This window comes from Priestia sp. FSL P4-0332 (assembly GCF_038005845.1).
Taxonomy (GTDB): domain Bacteria; phylum Bacillota; class Bacilli; order Bacillales; family Bacillaceae_H; genus Priestia.
Window position 1 is genome coordinate 4,090,505 of sequence record NZ_JBBOUA010000001.1, and the last position, 20,220, is coordinate 4,110,724.

Consider the following 20,220-nt stretch of genomic DNA (forward strand, 5'->3'; position numbering starts at 1 on the left):
TGAACCTAAAATCCCGCATGTGAAACATGCGCTAAAAAGCAGAGATATGCTCGGGTATCATGTTCTAGTTTACTTGGTTTTTTATCGGTGCAAAAGATCGGCGATGTTCTGGCAAAATTCCATATTTTTCGATTGCTTCTAAATGTTGTTTTGTTCCATATCCCATATGTTTTTCGAATCCATATGCAGGATAGCGTTCACCAAGTTCTTTCATCATTCGATCTCGCGTCACTTTTGCAATAACAGAACTTGCAGCAATCGAAATGCTTGTAGCATCGCCTTTGATGATTGACTGCTGCGAAATAGGCACCGGCAGCTTCATCGCATCAATAAGCAGTTCATCAGGCTGAACAGCTAGAAGTTCAATTGCTTCAGTCATTGCCTTTTTTGTTGCTTCATAAATATTAATAGAATCAATAACCTCTGCCCCTATAATGCCTATACCGATAGCAACAGCGCTTTTACAAATTTCTTCATAAAACGCTTCTCGCTTTGCCTCTGATAACTTCTTGGAATCTGTCAGACCAGGAAGAAAAAAATCAGGAGGCAAAATAACGGCAGCCGCTACTACCGGTCCCGCTAACGGCCCTCTTCCTACTTCGTCTACTCCGGCAATATAGGTTGCTCCTTGGCTATATAATTCATTTTCATATGCCATCATTTCATCAAACTGTTTCTTCAAGCGCTCAGCGGCTTCAAATTGCCTTTGTTTTTGAATAATAACCTGCTGCACACCTTTACGCTCATCTTGCGCATATGCCTTAAATAAAGCATCTTCCGAGCTTCTCACTTGCTTTAGTTCTTCTTTTATTTCCTTAATACTCTTTTTCATTAGCTCCACCTTCTTTATATCAACATTTTCACACGGCACCTTTACATAAAAAACGCCTCATGCTGAAAAGGCAGAGGCGTTTTTTGTTTCAGTTCGCAATGTATTGCTTACAGCTGCTGTTCAGCTTCACTTGGATCATCAAATGTAAAGGTGCCAATTTTATCCGTTCGAATTTCTCGAAGAACAAGCTCAGCTGTTTTATCGTAATCTACCATGCCGCCACCCATTAAACAGCCGCGGCGCGACCCAATTGCATCAAAAAGCTCTACAATATCTTCAGGGATTTCATTTAAATCATAACGCTGCTTTAATTGTTCTGGGTAATGGCTAGATAAGAAGCGCAGTGCATAAACAGCGACATCTTGCATATTTAAAATGGTATCTTTGATAGCACCCGTTGTCGCAAGCTTATATCCAACTTTTTCATCTTCAAATTTAGGCCACAAAATACCTGGCGTATCAAGTAGCTCCAGCTCATTCCCTACCTTAATCCACTGCTGTGCTTGCGTCACACCTGGACGGTCTCCGGTCTTGGCGATTTTTTTGCTGGCAAGGCGATTAATCAGCGTTGATTTACCGACGTTAGGAATCCCTACAATCATCGCTCGGATAGCGCGGGGTTTTTTAACTCCTTTTGCGCGCATGCGGTCAAACTTCTCTTGAAGAAGTTCTTTGGAAGACGAAACAATTTGTTTCATTCCTTTACCTGCTTGTGCGTCAATAGCTAAGGCATAAATACCTTGTTCTTTGTAATAATCTAGCCACTGCTGAGTAACGCGCGGATCAGCTTTGTCCACTTTATTCAGCAATACGATTCTCGGCTTGTTCACAATAATCTCATCAATCATTGGATTTCGCGATGATTGCGGAATGCGTGCATCAACCAGTTCGTATACAATATCAATCAATTTTAGCTTTTCAGTTACTTGTCTTCTGGCCTTGGCCATATGGCCAGGAAACCATTGAATTGTCATATTTTACTCACCTTTTATATTTTACTTTGCAAAACGTGCTTCTTTAATCGGCCAGTATACGGCACTCGTTTTACCAAGCACCTTGTCCATGCTCACAAAGCCAATCTGACGGCTGTCTTTACTGTAGCGTCGATTGTCTCCCATCACGAACAAATAGCCTTCTGGCACAGTCTTTTTACCCGTTACGTCTTCTAGTTTAAAGTCTTCGGTTAAATTACCGTCAATCACTTCTTTTTTATACTGATCTAAATAGGGCTCTTTATAAGCTTTTCCATTTACATATAGCGTATCATTTCGATACTCAATATGATCACCCGGCAGTCCGATAATACGTTTTATGTAATCTTTTTCCGCTGTAGCATGAAAAACAATAATATCAAAGCGATCAGGATCACCAATCTTATAGGAGAACTTATTTACAATCATTCGATTTTGGTCATGCAGCGTAGGCATCATAGAAAGTCCATCTACTACAATCGGTGCAAACAAAAAATAGCGAATTACAACAGCTAACAGTACGGCAATGGCGATTGCTTTTATCCATTCCCACAGTTCATTTTTCTTTCGAGCCATCTTCAGTCCTCCAACTCTTATGTCATACCTTTATTTTAAACGATAATGTTTGAAACGCCTAATAAATAAATAGAATAAAAAAATGATGACTTGTACGTCTATTTTTTACTGTCAGAGAACGAATCGTTCTAAAAAAACATTTGAAAAAAGGAGCTTGTATAAACAAGCTCCCCTTTACTATTATCGAATTTCTTTAATACGCGCAGCTTTACCACGTAATTCACGTAGGTAATAAAGTTTCGCACGGCGTACTTTACCGCGGCGCATTACTTCGATTTTTGCAATTTTTGGCGTATGAAGTGGGAATGTACGCTCTACACCTACACCGTAAGAAATCTTACGTACTGTAAATGTTTCGCTGATACCACCGCCACGACGCTTAATAACAACACCTTCAAATACCTGAACACGTTCACGAGTACCCTCAACGATATTTACGTGTACACGTACAGTATCACCAGGACGGAACGTAGGAAGATCTGTTTTTAATTGTTCTTTTGTAATCTCTTCGATTAATTTTTGCATCGCGTGTTTCAACTCCTTCCAACAGACGCTCATACCAATGCTTTTCAATCATTGCAGCGGAACATCGTTATAGGTGACCAGACATCTGCCCAAGCCACAAAATCTATCTTAGCACACTCTTATACCGTATGCAACAGAGTTTATGCATAAATTTTATGGATTTATGAAAGCTGGTTTTCTTCTTTTAATTGAGCTACTAGTTTCTTTTGCTCTTCCGTTAGCTCCATCTTTTCAAGCATATCCGGTCTTCGAAGCAGCGTGCGCTTTAAAGACTCTTTTTGGCGCCACTGTTCAATTTTTTTATGATTTCCTGACATAAGTACTTCAGGAACCGTTAAGCCTCTAAAATCAGCAGGACGCGTATAGTGGGGGTGCTCTAGTAAACCTGTACTGTGTGAGTCCTGTACAGCTGAATGATTATTGCCAAGCACATCGGGAAGCAGGCGAACAACGCTATCGATCACAACCATTGCACCAAGCTCTCCTCCAGTTAATACATAGTCACCAATTGAAATTTCATCAGTTACCAACTGCTCACGAATTCGTTCATCATATCCTTCGTAATGACCGCAAATAAAAATTAAATGCTCTTCTGCTGCTAGCTCTTCTGCTTTTGCCTGTGTATAACGTTCGCCCTGCGGACAAAGCAAAACTACCCGGGGCTTCTTAGCTGTTTCAGTCAGCTTTTCTACAGCGTCAAAAATAGGCTGAGGCGTCAATACCATTCCAGCACCTCCGCCGTAAGGATAATCGTCCACATTTTGATGTTTGTTCGTAGAATATTCTCGGAAATTAACTACATTCAGTTCAACCGCATTTTTTTCCTGTGCTTTTTTCAAAATTGATTCACCAAAAACACCGTCAAACATAGAAGGAAATAGCGACAGTACATCAATTTTCATTAGTCCAATAACCCTTCCATTACTGTAATAACAATCTCTTTTTCATCTATATCAATAGATTGTACAACGTCGTCGATGTAAGGAATAAGAACTTCTTTTCCGCCTTTTTTAACAACCCACACATCATTAGCTCCCGGCGTTAAAATTTCTTTGACCGTTCCTACCTCTACTCCGTCTTCTGTTTTTACTGTACAGCCAATAATTTCGTGGAAATAGAATTCACCGTCTTCTAAATCCGTTAGCTGCTCCTCAGGGATTTTCACTTCGCAGTTTTTATACTGCTCAACATCATTTACGTTTTGATAGCCTTCGAATGTAAGCAGATCAAAATTTTTATGCCTGCGGTGGCTTGCTACCGTTACTTCTACCGGCTCGCTTTGCTTTTCTTTGAAGATATAAAGTTTATTTCCTTTTTCATAGCGCTCATCAGCAAAATCCGTAGTTGATACAATACGAACTTCTCCTTTTACACCATGGGTATTCACAATTTTTCCAACCTTAAACCATTTCATGCTTCTTCACCTCTATCTAATCTCAACAACTTTGCTATCTTTTATAATAATTGTTTTACTTTCTTTTATCTTTTCCCAATCATCGCCGATTTTTACCTCTACTAAGGCATCCAGTTCCGTTTCAACGAGTTCGCTCCCTAAAGGAAGCTTTTCTAATTGCGTCAGCTGAAAGTTCAACACTTCAATTTTTTCAAGGCGAGCGGATTTTTCTTTTTCAAACTGACTATGTAATAAAGAAGAACCTTTATTGGCTTTTTCCATGTGCTTTAACTGAAATTTCAGCTGTTCCATTTCTTTTTCAAGCGCCTGCTTGCGGTTTATAAAACGATTTTCAAGATCTTGTTTGCTTGCTTCAGTTAACACTTGTTTCACAACCACTTTTTGAATAATGTTCAAAACGTTCCCTCCGCCCTCAAGATAGTGACCTTGTGCTTTTTACATGCATATTGAAATAGCTACCTCTTGCTCGCAAAAGACTTACTGTGATCAAAACGTTCATCTTATCATAACATAAAAAAAGGGCGAGGTTATCCCTCTCCCTTTTTGATTACTCTTGAATTTTCACATACACTTTTTTACCTTGCTGTGATGCTGCTGCATTCACAACAGTTCGAATCGCTTTTGCAACGCGGCCTTGTTTGCCGATTACTTTGCCGACATCTTCTTGGTGAACAGTAAGGATGTAAGTCACTTGACGTTCATCTTCTTGTTCCTCCACTTTAACATCAGCTGGATAATCAACAAGCGGCTTTACAATTGTTTCGATTAGTGATGTCATCTCGAGTGAAATTATTTTCCTAATTTAGCATTATGGAATTTTTCCATGATGCCTTCGTTAGAGAAAAGGTTACGAACTGTATCAGATGGTTTAGCACCATTTTGTAACCATTTAAGAGCTAGCTCTTCATCGATTTTAACTTCAGCTGGTTGAACTACAGGATTGTAAGTTCCAACTACTTCGATGTAACGTCCATCACGTGGTGAACGAGAGTCTGCTGCTACGATACGATAGAAAGGAGATTTTTTAGCTCCCATACGTTTTAAACGAATTTTTACTGCCATTTTATAAAGCACCTCCGAATATGTTTCAACAAGATAATATAATATCAAATAGGTAAAATGTTTGTAAAGGTTTTTTTCTTAACACTAGAAAAATATTTTATTTTCTTTGGTTTTTCAGTCCAAATCAAGCATTTTATCATGAAAAGAATGGAAGTTTCATACCCTTTTTCTTGCCTTTTGACATATTTGTCATTTGTTTCATCATTTTTTTCATGTCTTCAAATTGTTTAAGTAAACGGTTGACTTCTTGTACAGATCGTCCGCTTCCTTTTGCAATACGCTTTCTTCGACTTGCATTAATGATTTCAGGGTTTGTTTTTTCCGCTTTCGTCATAGAACGAATGATTGCTTCTACATGATTAATTTGCTTTTCATCAACCTGCAGGTTTTTGAGCCCCTTTACTTTATTGGCGCCCGGAAGCATACCAATTAGCTCATCAAGCGGTCCCATTTGACGCACCTGAGCAAGTTGATCTAAAAAGTCATCAAATGTAAATGACTGCGTGCGCAACTTAGCTTCAAGCTCTTTTGCTTTTTCAGCATCTACATTTGCCTGAGCCTTTTCGATAAGCGTCAGCACATCACCCATACCTAAGATACGGGAAGCCATACGCTCTGGATGGAATGCTTCAATAGCATCCATTTTTTCTCCAAGACCGACAAACTTAATTGGTGTATCGGTTACTGCACGAATAGAAAGCGCTGCACCACCGCGCGTATCGCCGTCTAGTTTCGTTAATACAACTCCAGTTAATCCTAATTGCTTATTAAAGCTATCCGCAACGTTTACCGCATCTTGACCCGTCATCGCATCGACAACAAGGAAAATTTCGTCTGGGTTAGAAAGCTCTTTGATCTGTTCTAACTCCTCCATTAGATTTTCATCAACATGCAAACGTCCCGCTGTATCAATTAATACATAATCGTGATGCTCTTCTTTCGCATGAGCAATAGCTTGTTTCGCAATCTCCACAGGACTTACTTGATCACCTAATGAAAAAACAGACATGCTAAGCTGTTTCCCTAGTGTTTCAAGCTGTTTAATAGCTGCCGGACGATAAATATCTGCTGCTACAAGCAATGGATTACGGTTATATTTTTTACGTAATAAATTGGCAAGTTTACCGGTTGTTGTTGTTTTACCTGCACCTTGAAGTCCAACCATCATAATTACAGTTGGAGCTTTTGGAGCTACTGCAATCTTGCTTTGCTCTCCGCCCATAAGTGCAGTTAATTCTTCTTGTACAACCTTAATAACTTGTTGTCCAGGCGTTAAGCTCTTAAGAACGTCTTGACCTACAGCACGTTCGCTTACGCGCTTAACAAAGTCTTTTACTACTTTAAAGTTTACATCGGCTTCTAAAAGGGCAAGTCTAACTTCACGCATCATTTCTTTAACATCAGCTTCGTTAACTTTTCCTTTTCCTTTTAACTTTTGCAGTGTGCTTTGCAAACGGTCGGCTAATCCTTCAAATGCCATATACGCCGCCCCCTAATCTAATTTCTCGAGCGAATCAAGAAGAGAAGAAAGCTTACTGTTCTTGTTTAAGTCAGCTGCAAGTTCGTCTTTCAGTTGTTGAACAATTGATTGACGCTCTTGAAACCGTTGAAATAACAATAGCTTTTCCTCATATTGTTCAAGCATTTGCTCTGTACGTTTTATATTATCATAAACTGCTTGACGACTCACATCAAATTCTTCCGCTATTTCACCGAGGGAATAATCATCCAAGTAATAAAGTGACATATAACTTCTTTGTTTGGGCGTCAACAGCGCCTGATAGAAGTCAAATAAGTAATTCATTCTTGTTGTTTTTTCGAGCATATGCACGCTCTTTTCAACCATCTGACCGCCCCCTTGTTAAGTGAAAAGCCTTTACATGTTATTAGTTTAACTAGGCTAGGTTTGAATGTCAAGTTTTTTCCTTAACACCTCACATTTTCCCACTTGAAAGAGATGGAGATATGATTAAATCACTTCGATTTAAAGACGAACAAACGGGTTAAGGGAGCTCGTATGAAACCTGCGTCCACCCTACTAATAAAAAAATCCGAACGATTAATCGTTCGGATCTTTCTTCAACTAAGATACTTATATCCCAGCCTCTTTTTAGATTACGCCTCTTTTTCTGTTTCTTCTTCTACAGCATTGGCAAATAACCCATAGATATATTGCTCCGTGTCAAACGGCTGAAGGTCGTCTACTTTTTCTCCAAGTCCAACGAATTTAACAGGAAGCTTCAGTTCGTTTCGAATGGCAAGAACAATTCCGCCTTTAGCCGTACCATCTAGTTTTGTTAACACAATTCCCGTCACGTTCGTTGCTTCTGAGAATGTTTTAGCCTGACTTAAAGCGTTTTGACCCGTCGTCGCATCAAGTACAAGAAGTACTTCATGAGGAGCACCAGGAATTTCTCGCTCAATAACACGCTTTACTTTCTCTAATTCTTTCATTAAATTCACTTTGTTTTGAAGGCGCCCTGCTGTATCACATAGTAAAACATCTGCTTTTCGAGCCTTGGCTGACTGAACAGCGTCATACATGACAGCGGCAGGGTCAGAGCCTGCAGATTGCTTAATAACATCAACACCAACGCGTTCTCCCCATACTTCTAACTGCTCAATCGCACCGGCACGGAACGTATCTCCTGCTGCCATTACGACTTTTTTGCCTTCTTGTTTGAATTTATGCGCAATTTTCCCAATTGTTGTTGTTTTCCCAACGCCGTTTACCCCTACAAACAAAATCACCGTTAAATCATTTTGCTGCATATTCAGTTCACCAATCTGCTCTTCACCAGATTCATAAATATCAATTAATTTCTCAGAGATGACAGCCTGCACATCTTGAGGGTCCTTAATATTACGGCGTTTCACTTCCGATTTTAAGTCATCAATTAAATCTAACACGGTAGCCACACCGACATCAGCACTAATTAAAATTTCTTCTAATTCCTCAAAAAATTCTTCGTCTACTTGACGATAGCGAGACACTAGATCATTCACGCGTTCTGAAAAAGAATTGCGCGTTTTTGATAGTCCATCTTTAAATTTTTGTGTAACAGAATCCGTTTGCATTGTAATTTTTTCTTTTAGTTTCTTAAAAAAGCTCACTCGTACCACCCTTTCATTCTATGAGTTAAACATATTGCTTTGATTCTTCTAAACGAACAGAGACTAATTTCGATACGCCAGATTCTTGCATCGTCACACCGTACAGTACATCAGCTTCTTCCATTGTACCTTTTCGGTGAGTAATAACAATGAACTGTGTTTGATTACTAAATTTGCGTAAATACGTAGCAAAGCGATGAACGTTTGCTTCATCAAGCGCCGCTTCCACTTCATCTAGCACACAAAACGGCACTGGACGTACTTTCAAAATAGAAAACAGGAGAGCAATGGCTGTTAACGAACGCTCTCCGCCTGACAGCAACCCTAGATTCTGCAGTTTTTTCCCAGGAGGCTGGGCAACAATTTCCACCCCTGTATTTAATAAATCTTTCGGATCTGTTAATTTCAAATCCGCTTTTCCTCCCCCAAATAGTGAAGAGAACACTGTACCAAATTCATTGCGGATACGAGAGAAAGTATCAGAAAAACGTTTCTTCATTTCCTCGTCCATTTCTTCAATCACTTGATACAGCGTGTTTTTCGCTTCGTCAAGGTCCGCTCGCTGCGTATTTAAAAATTCATAGCGCTCTGAAACGCGTTCGTATTGTTCAATAGAACCTAAGTTTACGGTTCCTAATTCATCAATTGCCAACTTAATGAGCTTGATTTTTTTCCTCGCTTCTTGAATATCTAATGTTAAAGGATACTTTTCTTTTGCTGCTTCAAAGCTAATTTCGTACTCTTCTGTCAGCTGCTGCAGACGGCTGTCTAGCTCTACGTCAATTCGATTAATTTTGACTTCTTCATCTTTTAAAGCATCCGCAATTTGTTTGTACTGACGCTGCAGCTCTTTTACAATCCTCTCTTCGTCTTCAAGTTTATTCTGGGCTTTTAACCGCTCTGATCTGCAGTCATCCATTAATTTCAACGTTTCTGTCTTTTCTTTTATTCGCTCATGCGCCGCTTCTTCGAGCTGAAGTTCACCCGAGTCGTTGCTCGTGATTTCACTCGTTAAAAGAGAAAGATCATCTGTAGTTTCAGATAAACGCTGAATGTTTTGATCAAGCTCAAAACACACTCTTTCATATTTTTCTTGCTGATTTGCGAGGAACTGTTCTTTTTTCGCAAGAAGGACTTTTACTTCTGTAAGCTCATGTTGAACCGTTTCTTTAGACGTTTGCTGTGTATGCTTGCGTGCAGCTAACTCTTCAATGTTTTTCTCTAACACATTTGCCTGCTGCTGATTTCCTTGCAAACTCGTATGCAGCTCATCAATTCGAGCGGACAAGCTCGTTTGATCTTGCCTAAAGCTAGCAATATCATGATCGTACATGGTCAATCGGTCATTCACTGCTTTTTCTTCGATGTCAATTTGCTTTACTTCTCGGTCAGACTCCTGCTCTTTGTCTTTCAAGCGTTCCACAAATGCCTGCTGTTTATTAATTTCCTGCTGAAGTTCTTCAATCTGTGACTTTTTATCTTTCACATCTTGCTCGAGCACAAGCGTCTTTTGTTCCATCTCTTCTATTTTTGCCGTAATGGCTTCCACTTCACGCTGACGGCCTAACAAAGAGTTGGACTTTTGCTTCATTGAACCGCCTGTCATCGAACCACCGGGGTTGACGACATCTCCTTTAACGGTCACAAAACGATAGCGATGCTGTACAAGACGGGCAAGTTCATTTGCACCTTTTAAATCATTGACAACAATAACGGTTCCAAGCAAATTTTTAATAACTCGTTCGTAGGTAGCTTCGTATTTAACAAGAGATGAAGCAATTCCTACATACGCTTCGTGACTCTCTAGCATAGAAATAGTTTGAGCCGGAACATAGCGGTCTTTTACAGACGTCAGTGGTAAAAATGTAGCTCTCCCGTAACCGTTTTGTTTCAAAAAGCCAATTGCCTGACGTGCACTTTGTTCGTCTTGAACGACAATATGCTGAGCTGCTCCTCCAAGCGCAATTTCAAGCGCTGTTTCATACTCTTTTGGAACATTGATTAGCTCAGCAATGGCACCTTTAATACCTGCAAGCTTCTCATCACGCGCTTTTAATACTTCTTTTACACCGTGAAAATAACCTTCATAGTCTTCTTGCATCTCTTCAAGCATTTCTTTTCGTGATTTTGTCTGCTGCACGTACTGATAAGCTTGATAAAGCGTAGACTCTTGTTTACGATAGGCTTGCCTTAATGACTCAAGCTTCTCTCCTTGCTGCTTATACACTTGTACAGCTTGCTGAAGCTCTTGACGAAACTGAGCAAGCCTTTTGATCGCCGCTTCTTTTCGCTGCGTTAATTCACGGCGCTGTTCTACGTATTGCTCGTTGGATTTTGTTAAACGCTGCTCTTTTTCAAACGTTTGCATTTTTTGCTGCTCTAAAAATGAAATTTCATTTCGGGCGGATGTCTGAGCGTTCGCTAATTCAAAATACTCGCTTTTCATCTGTTCAAGTTTTTCTTCTAGATTCTCGCTGTACTGCCTGAACAGTTGTTCCTGCTCAGTAAGCTTCAGACGTATCTCTTGTACTTCTTTTTGAGATTGCTCAAGATCTTTTCCTTCGCTGTCTTTTGCTTTACTTAGCTCTTGATGCTTATGAGTATACTCTTTTACTAAACGTTCCAGCTGCTCTTTATTTTGAAAGGCATTTTTCTTACGCTCTTTTAATACTTCTTTTTTGCCTTCTAGCTTTTCTACTTCTTCACTTACATATAGTAGTTTTTTATGTAAAGAGTCTAGTTGTTCATCTATTTGCTGAATGTGCAAACGAAGGGTCTGGATTTCTCCTTCACGCGTGCGAATATTCGTCGCGAGAGATTCTTCAAGCTGCTCGTGCTGAGCCATTTCAGCTTTTAATTTTTCCCATTTCTGATGAAGATCTTCAACTTCAAATACCGTAACAGCCACATCAATGTGCTCTAATTCTTCTTTTTTCTGCAAATAATCTTTTGCAATAGACGATTGAATCTGTAAAGGCTCTAACTGACCTTCAATTTCATGAAGAATATCTACCACTCGATTTAAATTTTCTTGCGTTTCAAGAAGTCGAAGCTCCGCTTTTCGTTTACGCGTTTTGTATTTTAATACACCTGCTGCTTCTTCAAAAATTTTACGGCGCTCGTCAGATTTACTGCTTAGTACTTCTTCTACTTTTCCTTGACTGATAATCGAAAAAGCTTCTCTTCCAAGTCCTGAATCCATAAATAAATCGACAATATCTTTCAAGCGGCACGGCTGGTTGTTAATAAAAAATTCACTGTCTCCTGAGCGGTACACGCGCCTTGTAATACTAACTTCATGATAGTCAAGCGGGAGAAACTGGTCATCATTTTCCAACGTAAGCGTTACGTCAGCAACATTTACAGCACGGCGCGATTCGCTTCCTGCAAAAATAATGTCCTCCATTTTCCCTCCACGAAGCGATTTGGCTGATTGTTCTCCAAGCACCCAGCGTATGGCATCCGTAATGTTGCTTTTTCCGCTTCCATTCGGTCCTACTACCGCCGTTACACCTGGCACAAAATCTATCGATACTTTTTCTGCAAACGATTTGAATCCTGCAATATCTAATCGTTTGAGGAACATAGAAATCCCCCCTCACACTTGTAATCTTTTCATAGCAAATCCCCCTTTATAACGAATACGTTAAGAGGGGGATCATTTTATTTCGTTTGACTTGCTCTAATTTTCGTAATAGCTACTTGAGCTGCTTTTTGCTCTGCTTCTTTTTTCGAACGGCCTACACCAACGCCGAGCTCTTCACCATTTAACGATACGCGAGATAAGAATTCGCGATTATGCGCTGGACCTTTTTCTTGCAAAACTTTGTATTCTAATTGTCCAACTCCATCACGTTGAATCACTTCTTGAAGCTGGCTTTTGAAATCCATCACATGAGAAAAAGCACCTTCATTAATTTTTGGAAAGACAACTTTTTTTAGAATCGTTACTACCGTATCAAGCCCTTGGTCTAAATAAAGAGCTCCGATAAATGCTTCAAACACATCGGCCAGTAAAGCCGGTCTAGATCGGCCGCCGGTCATCTCTTCACCTTTTCCAAGTAACACTAGTTTACCAAAATCCATTTCATTTGCAAAAGTAACAAGCGACGGTTCGCACACAACTGCTGCACGAAGCTTCGTTAACTCACCTTCACTCATCGTTGGATACTTTTTAAATAAAAATTGTGATACGGTTAGCTCTAATACGGCATCTCCTAAAAACTCAAGACGCTCATTGTCTTCATACGGTCTTCTGCGATGCTCATTCACATAGGATGAATGTGTAAATGCTTGAAAAAGAAGCGCTTCATTTGTAAACTGAATACCAATTTCCTTTTGAAACTCTGCAAAATTTTGCTTGAATTTCACGTTCATCTTTCGATCTCGATTTGAATATTGTTTAGGCATAAAATACCTCCGCTGACATGCTTCAATTGTTTCGTAGTTTTTCCTAACATCTCTCATTATAAAACGAGGTATCCTAAAAGATACACTACCTTTTCAAAAAAAGAGGTCTTTTTTTGAAATTCTTAAAAAGAAGAGAAAGCCCCGCTGTTTAACGGGGCTTTTCATACATATACTACAGATTAAATTTGGCTCTGTATGTAATTAACTGCATCTCCTACAGTTGAAATTTTTTCAGCTTCTTCGTCAGAAATTTCGATATCAAATTCCTCTTCAAGCTCCATTACAAATTCAACTACGTCTAGAGAGTCAGCACCTAAGTCTTCTTTGAAACTAGATTCTAGTTTCACTTCACTTTTGTCTACACCAAGACGATCAACAATGATTGTTGTTACGCGTTCTAGTACCTCTGCCATTGTTCTTCACCTCCCCTCAAGTCATTATAGATGATTTCCATGTAAAATACTATGGTTGAATAATAAAGTTTATCGGTCGCCTAGTAAACGTCCCTTTGTACTTTATCACCAAATTACACTTTTCGTAAAGTGCATTTTTTACATCACCATTCCGCCGTCAACGTGAATCGTTTGACCCGTAATATAACGGCTTGCATCTGATGCTAAAAACGCAACTGCGTTCGCAACATCCTCAGGCTGGCCGAAGCTTGCAAGAGGAATTTGCTTTAACATTTCCGCCTGCACTTCTTCATTCAATTTATCCGTCATGTCTGTTGCAATGAAACCAGGAGCAACTGCATTCACTGTAATATTGCGGCTTGCTAATTCTTTGGCAGTTGTTTTTGTTAAACCAATCACGCCTGATTTTGCTGCTACATAATTTGCTTGTCCAGCATTACCGCTGACGCCGACAATTGATGAAATATTAATGATACGTCCTGCGCGCTGCTTCATCATTTGACGAGTAACCGCTTTTGTACACAAAAATACGCCTTTTAAGTTTGTATTAATAACATCATCCCATTCGTCTTCTTTCATACGCATAAGAAGATTATCACGTGTGATGCCCGCGTTGTTCACTAAAATATCTACTGAACCAAATGTAGAAATCGCTTCTTTTATCATTGCTTGTACAGAATCACTTTCTGCCACATTTGCTTGTACAGCAATTGCATCCGTTCCTAATCCTTTAATTTCATCCACAACTTCAAGAGCTTTCGCTTCGCTGCCAGAATAGTTTACAACTACTTTAGCACCAAGCTTTCCCAGCTCAATTGCAACGGCACGACCAATTCCGCGAGAAGCGCCTGTTACAACCGCAACTTTCCCTTGTAACATGTTATTCTCCCCCTTTTAGTGCGTCAATCGTTGATTTTAATGATGTAAGATCATTAACAGCATACACAGTCGCACGGCGACTTACTTTTTTCACAAGACCTGATAATACTTTTCCTGGTCCAATTTCAACAAATGTATCTACACCTTCTGCAAGAAGTGTTTCAACTGTTTCTTCCCATCTCACTGGAGAATACAGTTGTTCCACTAGCTTGTTTTGAATATCTCGACTGTCAGTAACCGGCTTTGCTGTTACGTTTGCTATAACTGGAACCTTCGCATCGCTAAAGCCCACTGTTTCTAGCGTATCACGTAGTTTTTCAGCAGCTGGCTTCATTAAACTAGAGTGGAACGGACCGCTTACCACTAGAGGAATCACGCGTTTTGCACCTTTTTCTTTGGCAAGAGCTCCTGCTTTTTCTACGCCATTTACCGTACCAGAAATAACAATTTGACCCGGACAGTTAATATTTGCAAGCTGAACAGCGTCGCCTTCGCTTGTAATTTGAGCGGTAACGGCTTCTAGATCTTCCGCTGACATGCCAAGCACTGCTGCCATTGTACCTTGACCTGCTGGTACAGCCTCGTCCATATAGCGACCTCTTTTGTGAACAGCAACAACGGCATCTTTAAACGATAAAACCTCAGCAGCCACAAGCGCACTGTATTCTCCTAGACTGTGACCCGCAACAAAATCGGGTGTAATTCCGCTCGTTTTAAATGCTTCAAGCAGCATTGTACTCGTTGTTAAAAGAGCAGGTTGAGCGTGATAAGTTAAAGTCAATTCTTCTTGAGGCCCTTCAAAAATAATGTTTGAAAGACTGAACCCTAAAGCTTCGTCAGCTGTATGAATCAGCTTTTTCGCTTCCTCTGTTCCATCATATAAATCTTTTCCCATACCAACAGTTTGTGACCCTTGGCCTGGAAAGATAAAAGCAATTTTCCCCATTTCTTATCTCTCCTTTTCTTCATTAGCAGTTTGTTCGATTGCTTTTTGAATAGTGGAAGACACATTGTTTTCCACCATATTCACAGCTTGCTTAATCGCGCTAAATACTGCATTCGCATCCGACGAACCGTGCGCTTTGATAACAGGCGCATGCAATCCAAACAACCCTGCTCCTCCATATTCACTGTAATCCATTTTCGCTTTTAAGCCCTGCAGCTGAGGCTTTAGCACCGCTGCGGCTAACTTGCTTTTTAACGTGCTCATTAATTCTTGTTTAATCATAGAAAACAAGGAAAGCGCCGTTCCTTCAATGCTCTTAAGAGTCATATTCCCTGTAAAACCATCTGTTACAACCACATCCGCTACGCCGTTTAGCAAATCACGGGATTCCACGTTGCCTACAAAATTGAGATCAGCATTCTTTAGCAGCTGAAAGGCTTGCTTTGTTAAATCATTTCCTTTTTTATCCTCAGTTCCAATGTTCAGCAGCCCCACTCTAGGAGCTTGAATGCCGCGTACTTTTTCGGCATACACAGACCCCATCACAGCATACTGGAGCAAATGTTCAGGCTTGGCATCAACGTTTGCACCAACGTCTAGCATTAAAAAGCCTTTTCCATCTAGTGTCGGAAGCGTCGGAGCAAGTGCTGGACGTTCAATGCCTTTGATGCGACCTACAATAAAAAGTCCCGCTGTCATTAACGCCCCTGTATTTCCTGCTGAAATACAAGCATCAGCACGACCTTCGGCTACTTCATTTGCCATTAATACCATAGATGCTTGTTTTTTACGGCGCACAGCTCGCACTGGCTCATCAATTGCATCAATGGTTTCTTCTGTATGAATAATCGAAATACGATCTGAATTTGTTAAATACTTTTTTATTTCTGATTCGTTTCCAATTAACGTAATATGTAATTCTTTAAATTGAGCAGTAGCTTTTTCTACACCTTCAATAATGGCTTTCGGTGCATGATCTCCGCCCATTGCATCAATAGCTAGTTTCATGTTGAGTCTCATCCTTTTTATTATTTATCCTTTGTAGAACGATACATTTTAAAAGTGCCAGAGAACACTTGCTCTTGCCCTACATAGCTGTTTACCTCAACGGTGGTTCGCACTTCACTAGTTGACAGAACTTTCGCTTTTGCTATCACTCGTTCATGAAGCTTAACAGGGCGATGATAACGGATCGACGCATCTGCTGTGAGCGCTAGTTCGTTGTTAATAACAGCGACAGCTAACGAATTAGCTTGCGCAAAAAGGTGGTGACCACGAGCAATTTGATTACGCTGAAACACATGCTCTGTTTTCACATCAAAAATAGATATCGCTGATTGATCTAGTTCAATGTCGATAACTTCTCCAATTACTTCTTCAATCGGAAGCGAACGCACTTCCTCGTCTAGTTGTTTTGAAGCTACATGCTTAATGCGTTCTCGCAGTTCAGGAATTGACAACTCTAGGCGGTCTAATCGAATTGTTTGAACGCTCACTGAAAAACGGTCTGCTAGTTCTTCATCCGTAATAAATGGGTTTTCTTCAATTGTCGTTTTTAATAGCTGCTGTCTTTCTTTTTTACTGCGCTTCATTCTCCACCATCCGAACTTTTAATACTAGGTACTAATAGCAGTATATAATCATTACCTTCTAATTGCAACATTTTTCACATGCTGGATTCTGCGCATGAACGTAGTATTAATGGCCACCAGCCGCTAACTCTTTCACTCTAAGCCGTTTTTTATCTTTATAGACGAAAAGAGATTGAGACATAACTAGATCACTTCAATCTAAAGATGAACAAATGGGATAAAGGAGCTCGTATAGATTGCTTGTTACACCGCTGCTGATTTCCGTGCAAGACTTTGCTTTCCGCGGCCGGCCGGTGATCCTCCTCGTCCCTTACGCTTCTGCGGGGTCTCATCTATTCGGCTTTCCCCGCAGGAGTGCCTTGCCCTTCACTCAACAGTTAAAAGCACCTGCATACCCATCACATACATGAAATCTACGTTCATCATCACAATGAAAAAAATCCGAACGATTGATCGTTCGGATTTTCCTTCAACTAAAATACTTTGTTTCAGTCTCTTTTACTAATCAAATTTTTCTCCAGTTAATACGCCCGTTGCTTCTAGTTGTATTCTCAGCAGTGCAAACTGATCTTCTGCCCAAAAGCTGTCGGAATTTACAAGCTTAGCAGCATCTTCTCGAGCTACTTCAAGCGCACGGTAATCGTGCACCATATCGGCTACTTTAAACTCAGGCATCCCGCTTTGTTTTCTACCAAAGAAATCACCAGGTCCACGAAGCTCTAAGTCTCTTTCTGATAATACAAATCCATCGTTTGTTTCCGTCATAATGGTCATTCGTTCTTTTCCAACTTCTGATTTTGGATCCGCGAGCAGAATACAATACGACTGTGCATCTCCTCGTCCTACGCGTCCTCTTAGCTGATGAAGCTGAGATAACCCAAAGCGCTCTGCATCATAAATGACCATCACGGTTGCATTCGGAACGTTCACTCCTACTTCTACAACCGTTGTTGATACTAAAATCTGCACGTCATTTACGCTAAACTGTTTCATCACTTCTTCTTTTTCATCAGGTGACAATCTTCCGTGCATGAGACCAACGCTTGCTTTTCCATTAAAATAGTGAGTGAGTGTTGCATGTACATCAATTGCATTTTGAACATCCAGCTTGTCCGATTCTTCAATCAACGGACAAATAACGTAAGCTTGTCTGCCGTCATGTATTTCTTTTTCAACGAAATGTAAAATACGTTCAAGCATATCATGTTTTACCCAGTATGTTTCAATTGCCTTACGTCCTGCTGGCATTTCATCAATAATGGACACATCCATTTCCCCAAACACCGTAATAGCAAGGGTTCTTGGAATAGGAGTCGCCGTCATAAACAGTACATCCGGACTCTCTCCTTTTTCACGTAAAACCCGGCGCTGCCCAACTCCAAAGCGGTGCTGTTCATCCGTAATGACGAGCCCTAAACTATTATATATAACTTCGTCTTGAATTAAGGCATGTGTACCTACTAATACATGAACATCTCCGTCTTTCACTCGCTGAAGCAGCTCTCTTCTTGCTTTTCCTTTAACAGACCCTGTTAGCAAGCCTACGCTGATTCCTACCTTTTCAAGCATCGCAGTCAATGACTCAGCATGCTGTTCAGCTAAAATTTCAGTCGGTACCATTAAAGCACCTTGATGCCCTGCTAAAACAGTAGCGTATAAAGCAACCGCTGCTACAACTGTTTTACCTGACCCTACATCACCTTGCAGCAAGCGATTCATGCGATAAGGCGATTTCATATCGTGCGTAATTTCGTTTACTACACGTTTTTGAGCGTTTGTTAACGGAAACGGCAGCAAGTTCGTGAAGTTTACCAGCTCAGTTGAATCAAATACTTGCTTCATTCCAGGCGTTTCTTCTCTTTCGCGCTTTCTAAGCGCCTGCATTTTTAATTGAAAAAGTAGAAATTCTTCATAGACAAATCGACGTCTTGCTTGTTTTAAATCTTCATGATCACGAGGTAAGTGAATACTTCTAACCGCTTCTTCACGCGTTACTAGTTTGTATCTAGAACGAATAGAGGCCGGGAGCATATCCTGAATGCTACTGCCATAATTCTTCAACGCAAGAGAGACGAACTTCCTCATTCCTTTGACCGTTAAGCTGCCTTTAACTGAGTAAACAGGCTCAATCGTTTGATTTTTAACAAACGGAGAAAATTGAAGCTCCTGCAAGTTAATCGTTTGCCGATGCTGATCCCATTTCCCCGTAACCGTAACAGTTTGATCGATTTCTAACTTTGATTTATAGTAAGGGCGATTAAAACAAGTAACCGTAATCAAATAGCGGTTTACTAGCAGCCGAAACGTAAGGCGCGAACGTTTTTTTCCGTAATACGTAAGCGAGGGGACGCTGTGAACCTTTCCTTCTACGGTGACCTTTTCGTCATGCTTTGCTTCAGCCAAATCTTTTAACTCATAATCTTCATAGCGGTATGGGAAATGTTCTAACAAGTCATGCACACTGTGAATATGCATATCCTCTAATGCTTGTGCTGTTTCCTCTCCAATACCTTTAATGGTTTTAATTGAAATAGTTGTTAGTTCATTCACTTTTATTTAATGCAATACCAAAGATCTTCGCTTCAAGCTCGCGACCTGTTGGTGTTGCCGCTAAGCCTCCTTGTGCAGTTTCTCGTAATGCAACCGGCATTGTTTGACCAATTTTATACATAGCATCAATGACTTCATCACATGGAATACGACTTGTAATGCCTGCTAAGGCCATATCTGCTGCAATCATTGCATTCGCCGCTCCCATTGCGTTTCGTTTCACACATGGAACTTCTACTAGCCCCGCTACTGGGTCACATACTAATCCTAGCATATTTTTGAGAGTAATTGCCATTGCTTCAGCTGCCTGACTCGGTGTACCTCCTGCCATTTCAACAATCGCTGCAGCTGCCATACCTGAAGCTGAACCAACTTCTGCTTGACATCCGCCTGCTGCTCCTGAAATAGACGCATTATTGGCTACAACAAACCCAAAAGCACCTGATGTAAATAAAAATTCAATCATTTCTTTACGAGTTGGGTTTAGCTTATTTTGCACTGCAAACAGCGTTCCTGGCACTACTCCCGCAGATCCAGCAGTAGGTGTTGCACAGATTGTCCCCATTGCCGCATTTACTTCGTTTGTCGCTACAGCTTTGCTGACTGCATCTAAAATTAAATTTCCAGATAAAGATTTTCCACTTTGAATATAGTTTTGAAGCAGCACTGCATCTCCGCCTGTTAAACCTGTAACAGACTGTACCCCTTTTAATCCGCGTTCAACCGCTTCTTCCATAACCGTTAAGTTCCGGTCCATTTTTTCCATGATTTCTTCACGAGTAACTCCCGTGATATCTATTTCCTGTTGAATCATAATCTCTGCAATTTTTACATTTTGACTTTCTGCTAATTCTACTAGTTCTGCTACGTTTCGAAACATAGTAACCTCCGCTATCATTCTGTCTTATTTTCACTTTAGAATCATATACAATCACT

21 protein-coding genes are annotated in these 20,220 nt (G+C 40.3%); all 21 read right to left on the reverse strand.

The window, feature by feature from the left end:
- Nucleotides 1–64: 64 nt before the first annotated feature.
- On the reverse strand, nucleotides 65–832 hold the full coding sequence (locus tag MKY06_RS21460; RefSeq protein WP_098449456.1) for a ribonuclease HII: 768 nt from the start codon (nucleotides 830–832) through the stop codon (nucleotides 65–67).
- A 107-nt stretch (nucleotides 833–939) separates the two neighbouring features.
- Complete coding sequence (ylqF, locus tag MKY06_RS21465; RefSeq protein WP_013058892.1) at nucleotides 940–1,806, reverse strand: ribosome biogenesis GTPase YlqF; 867 nt, start codon at nucleotides 1,804–1,806, stop codon at nucleotides 940–942.
- 21 nt (nucleotides 1,807–1,827) lie between these two features.
- Nucleotides 1,828–2,379 (reverse strand): signal peptidase I, encoded by a 552-nt coding sequence (lepB, locus tag MKY06_RS21470; protein WP_013058893.1) that lies wholly within the window; start codon nucleotides 2,377–2,379, stop codon nucleotides 1,828–1,830.
- 180 nt (nucleotides 2,380–2,559) lie between these two features.
- Entirely contained in the window at nucleotides 2,560–2,904 is a 345-nt protein-coding gene (gene rplS / locus MKY06_RS21475) for a 50S ribosomal protein L19 (RefSeq protein WP_013084808.1), read from the reverse strand.
- A 161-nt stretch (nucleotides 2,905–3,065) separates the two neighbouring features.
- Nucleotides 3,066–3,806 carry a tRNA (guanosine(37)-N1)-methyltransferase TrmD gene (trmD, locus tag MKY06_RS21480; protein ID WP_013058895.1) on the reverse strand — a complete coding sequence of 247 codons (741 nt, stop codon included), beginning with the start codon at nucleotides 3,804–3,806 and terminating at the stop codon, nucleotides 3,066–3,068.
- Nucleotides 3,806–4,318, reverse strand: a complete 513-nt coding sequence (gene rimM, locus MKY06_RS21485) for a ribosome maturation factor RimM (protein ID WP_013058896.1) — start codon at nucleotides 4,316–4,318, stop codon at nucleotides 3,806–3,808. The genes trmD and rimM overlap by 1 nt, the downstream gene beginning before the upstream one ends.
- A gap of 12 nt (nucleotides 4,319–4,330) precedes the next feature.
- Nucleotides 4,331–4,714, reverse strand: coding sequence for a YlqD family protein (locus MKY06_RS21490; RefSeq protein WP_013058897.1), 384 nt, complete (start codon nucleotides 4,712–4,714; stop codon nucleotides 4,331–4,333).
- A 151-nt stretch (nucleotides 4,715–4,865) separates the two neighbouring features.
- On the reverse strand, nucleotides 4,866–5,096 hold the full coding sequence (locus MKY06_RS21495) for a KH domain-containing protein (protein ID WP_013058898.1): 231 nt from the start codon (nucleotides 5,094–5,096) through the stop codon (nucleotides 4,866–4,868).
- Between the two features lie 11 nt (nucleotides 5,097–5,107).
- Complete coding sequence (gene rpsP / locus MKY06_RS21500; protein ID WP_013058899.1) at nucleotides 5,108–5,380, reverse strand: 30S ribosomal protein S16; 273 nt, start codon at nucleotides 5,378–5,380, stop codon at nucleotides 5,108–5,110.
- Between the two features lie 136 nt (nucleotides 5,381–5,516).
- Nucleotides 5,517–6,860 carry a signal recognition particle protein gene (ffh, locus tag MKY06_RS21505; protein WP_013058900.1) on the reverse strand — a complete coding sequence of 448 codons (1,344 nt, stop codon included), beginning with the start codon at nucleotides 6,858–6,860 and terminating at the stop codon, nucleotides 5,517–5,519.
- A gap of 12 nt (nucleotides 6,861–6,872) precedes the next feature.
- On the reverse strand, nucleotides 6,873–7,205 hold the full coding sequence (locus MKY06_RS21510) for a putative DNA-binding protein (protein ID WP_013058901.1): 333 nt from the start codon (nucleotides 7,203–7,205) through the stop codon (nucleotides 6,873–6,875).
- Between the two features lie 290 nt (nucleotides 7,206–7,495).
- Entirely contained in the window at nucleotides 7,496–8,494 is a 999-nt protein-coding gene (gene ftsY / locus MKY06_RS21515) for a signal recognition particle-docking protein FtsY (protein WP_013058902.1), read from the reverse strand.
- A gap of 25 nt (nucleotides 8,495–8,519) precedes the next feature.
- Entirely contained in the window at nucleotides 8,520–12,080 is a 3,561-nt protein-coding gene (gene smc / locus MKY06_RS21520; protein ID WP_098279079.1) for a chromosome segregation protein SMC, read from the reverse strand.
- Between the two features lie 77 nt (nucleotides 12,081–12,157).
- Nucleotides 12,158–12,904, reverse strand: a complete 747-nt coding sequence (rnc, locus tag MKY06_RS21525) for a ribonuclease III (RefSeq protein WP_013058904.1) — start codon at nucleotides 12,902–12,904, stop codon at nucleotides 12,158–12,160.
- Between the two features lie 179 nt (nucleotides 12,905–13,083).
- Complete coding sequence (gene acpP / locus MKY06_RS21530; RefSeq protein WP_013058905.1) at nucleotides 13,084–13,317, reverse strand: acyl carrier protein; 234 nt, start codon at nucleotides 13,315–13,317, stop codon at nucleotides 13,084–13,086.
- Between the two features lie 138 nt (nucleotides 13,318–13,455).
- A complete protein-coding gene (gene fabG / locus MKY06_RS21535) occupies nucleotides 13,456–14,196 on the reverse strand; it encodes a 3-oxoacyl-[acyl-carrier-protein] reductase (protein ID WP_013058906.1) in 741 nt (246 codons plus the stop codon).
- Between the two features lies 1 nt (nucleotide 14,197).
- Nucleotides 14,198–15,142 (reverse strand): ACP S-malonyltransferase, encoded by a 945-nt coding sequence (gene fabD / locus MKY06_RS21540; RefSeq protein WP_098279078.1) that lies wholly within the window; start codon nucleotides 15,140–15,142, stop codon nucleotides 14,198–14,200.
- A gap of 3 nt (nucleotides 15,143–15,145) precedes the next feature.
- On the reverse strand, nucleotides 15,146–16,150 hold the full coding sequence (plsX, locus tag MKY06_RS21545; protein WP_098279077.1) for a phosphate acyltransferase PlsX: 1,005 nt from the start codon (nucleotides 16,148–16,150) through the stop codon (nucleotides 15,146–15,148).
- Nucleotides 16,151–16,170: 20 nt separating this feature from the next.
- The gene (fapR, locus tag MKY06_RS21550) at nucleotides 16,171–16,734 is read right to left on the reverse strand and encodes a transcription factor FapR (RefSeq protein ID WP_013058909.1); all 564 of its coding nucleotides are present in this window, start codon (nucleotides 16,732–16,734) and stop codon (nucleotides 16,171–16,173) included.
- A gap of 501 nt (nucleotides 16,735–17,235) precedes the next feature.
- On the reverse strand, nucleotides 17,236–19,284 hold the full coding sequence (gene recG / locus MKY06_RS21555; protein WP_098279076.1) for an ATP-dependent DNA helicase RecG: 2,049 nt from the start codon (nucleotides 19,282–19,284) through the stop codon (nucleotides 17,236–17,238).
- Nucleotides 19,277–20,164: an L-serine ammonia-lyase, iron-sulfur-dependent, subunit alpha gene (sdaAA, locus tag MKY06_RS21560; RefSeq protein ID WP_014458410.1), complete on the reverse strand. Its 888-nt coding sequence runs from the start codon at nucleotides 20,162–20,164 to the stop codon at nucleotides 19,277–19,279. The genes recG and sdaAA overlap by 8 nt, the downstream gene beginning before the upstream one ends.
- Nucleotides 20,165–20,220 lie beyond the last annotated feature (56 nt).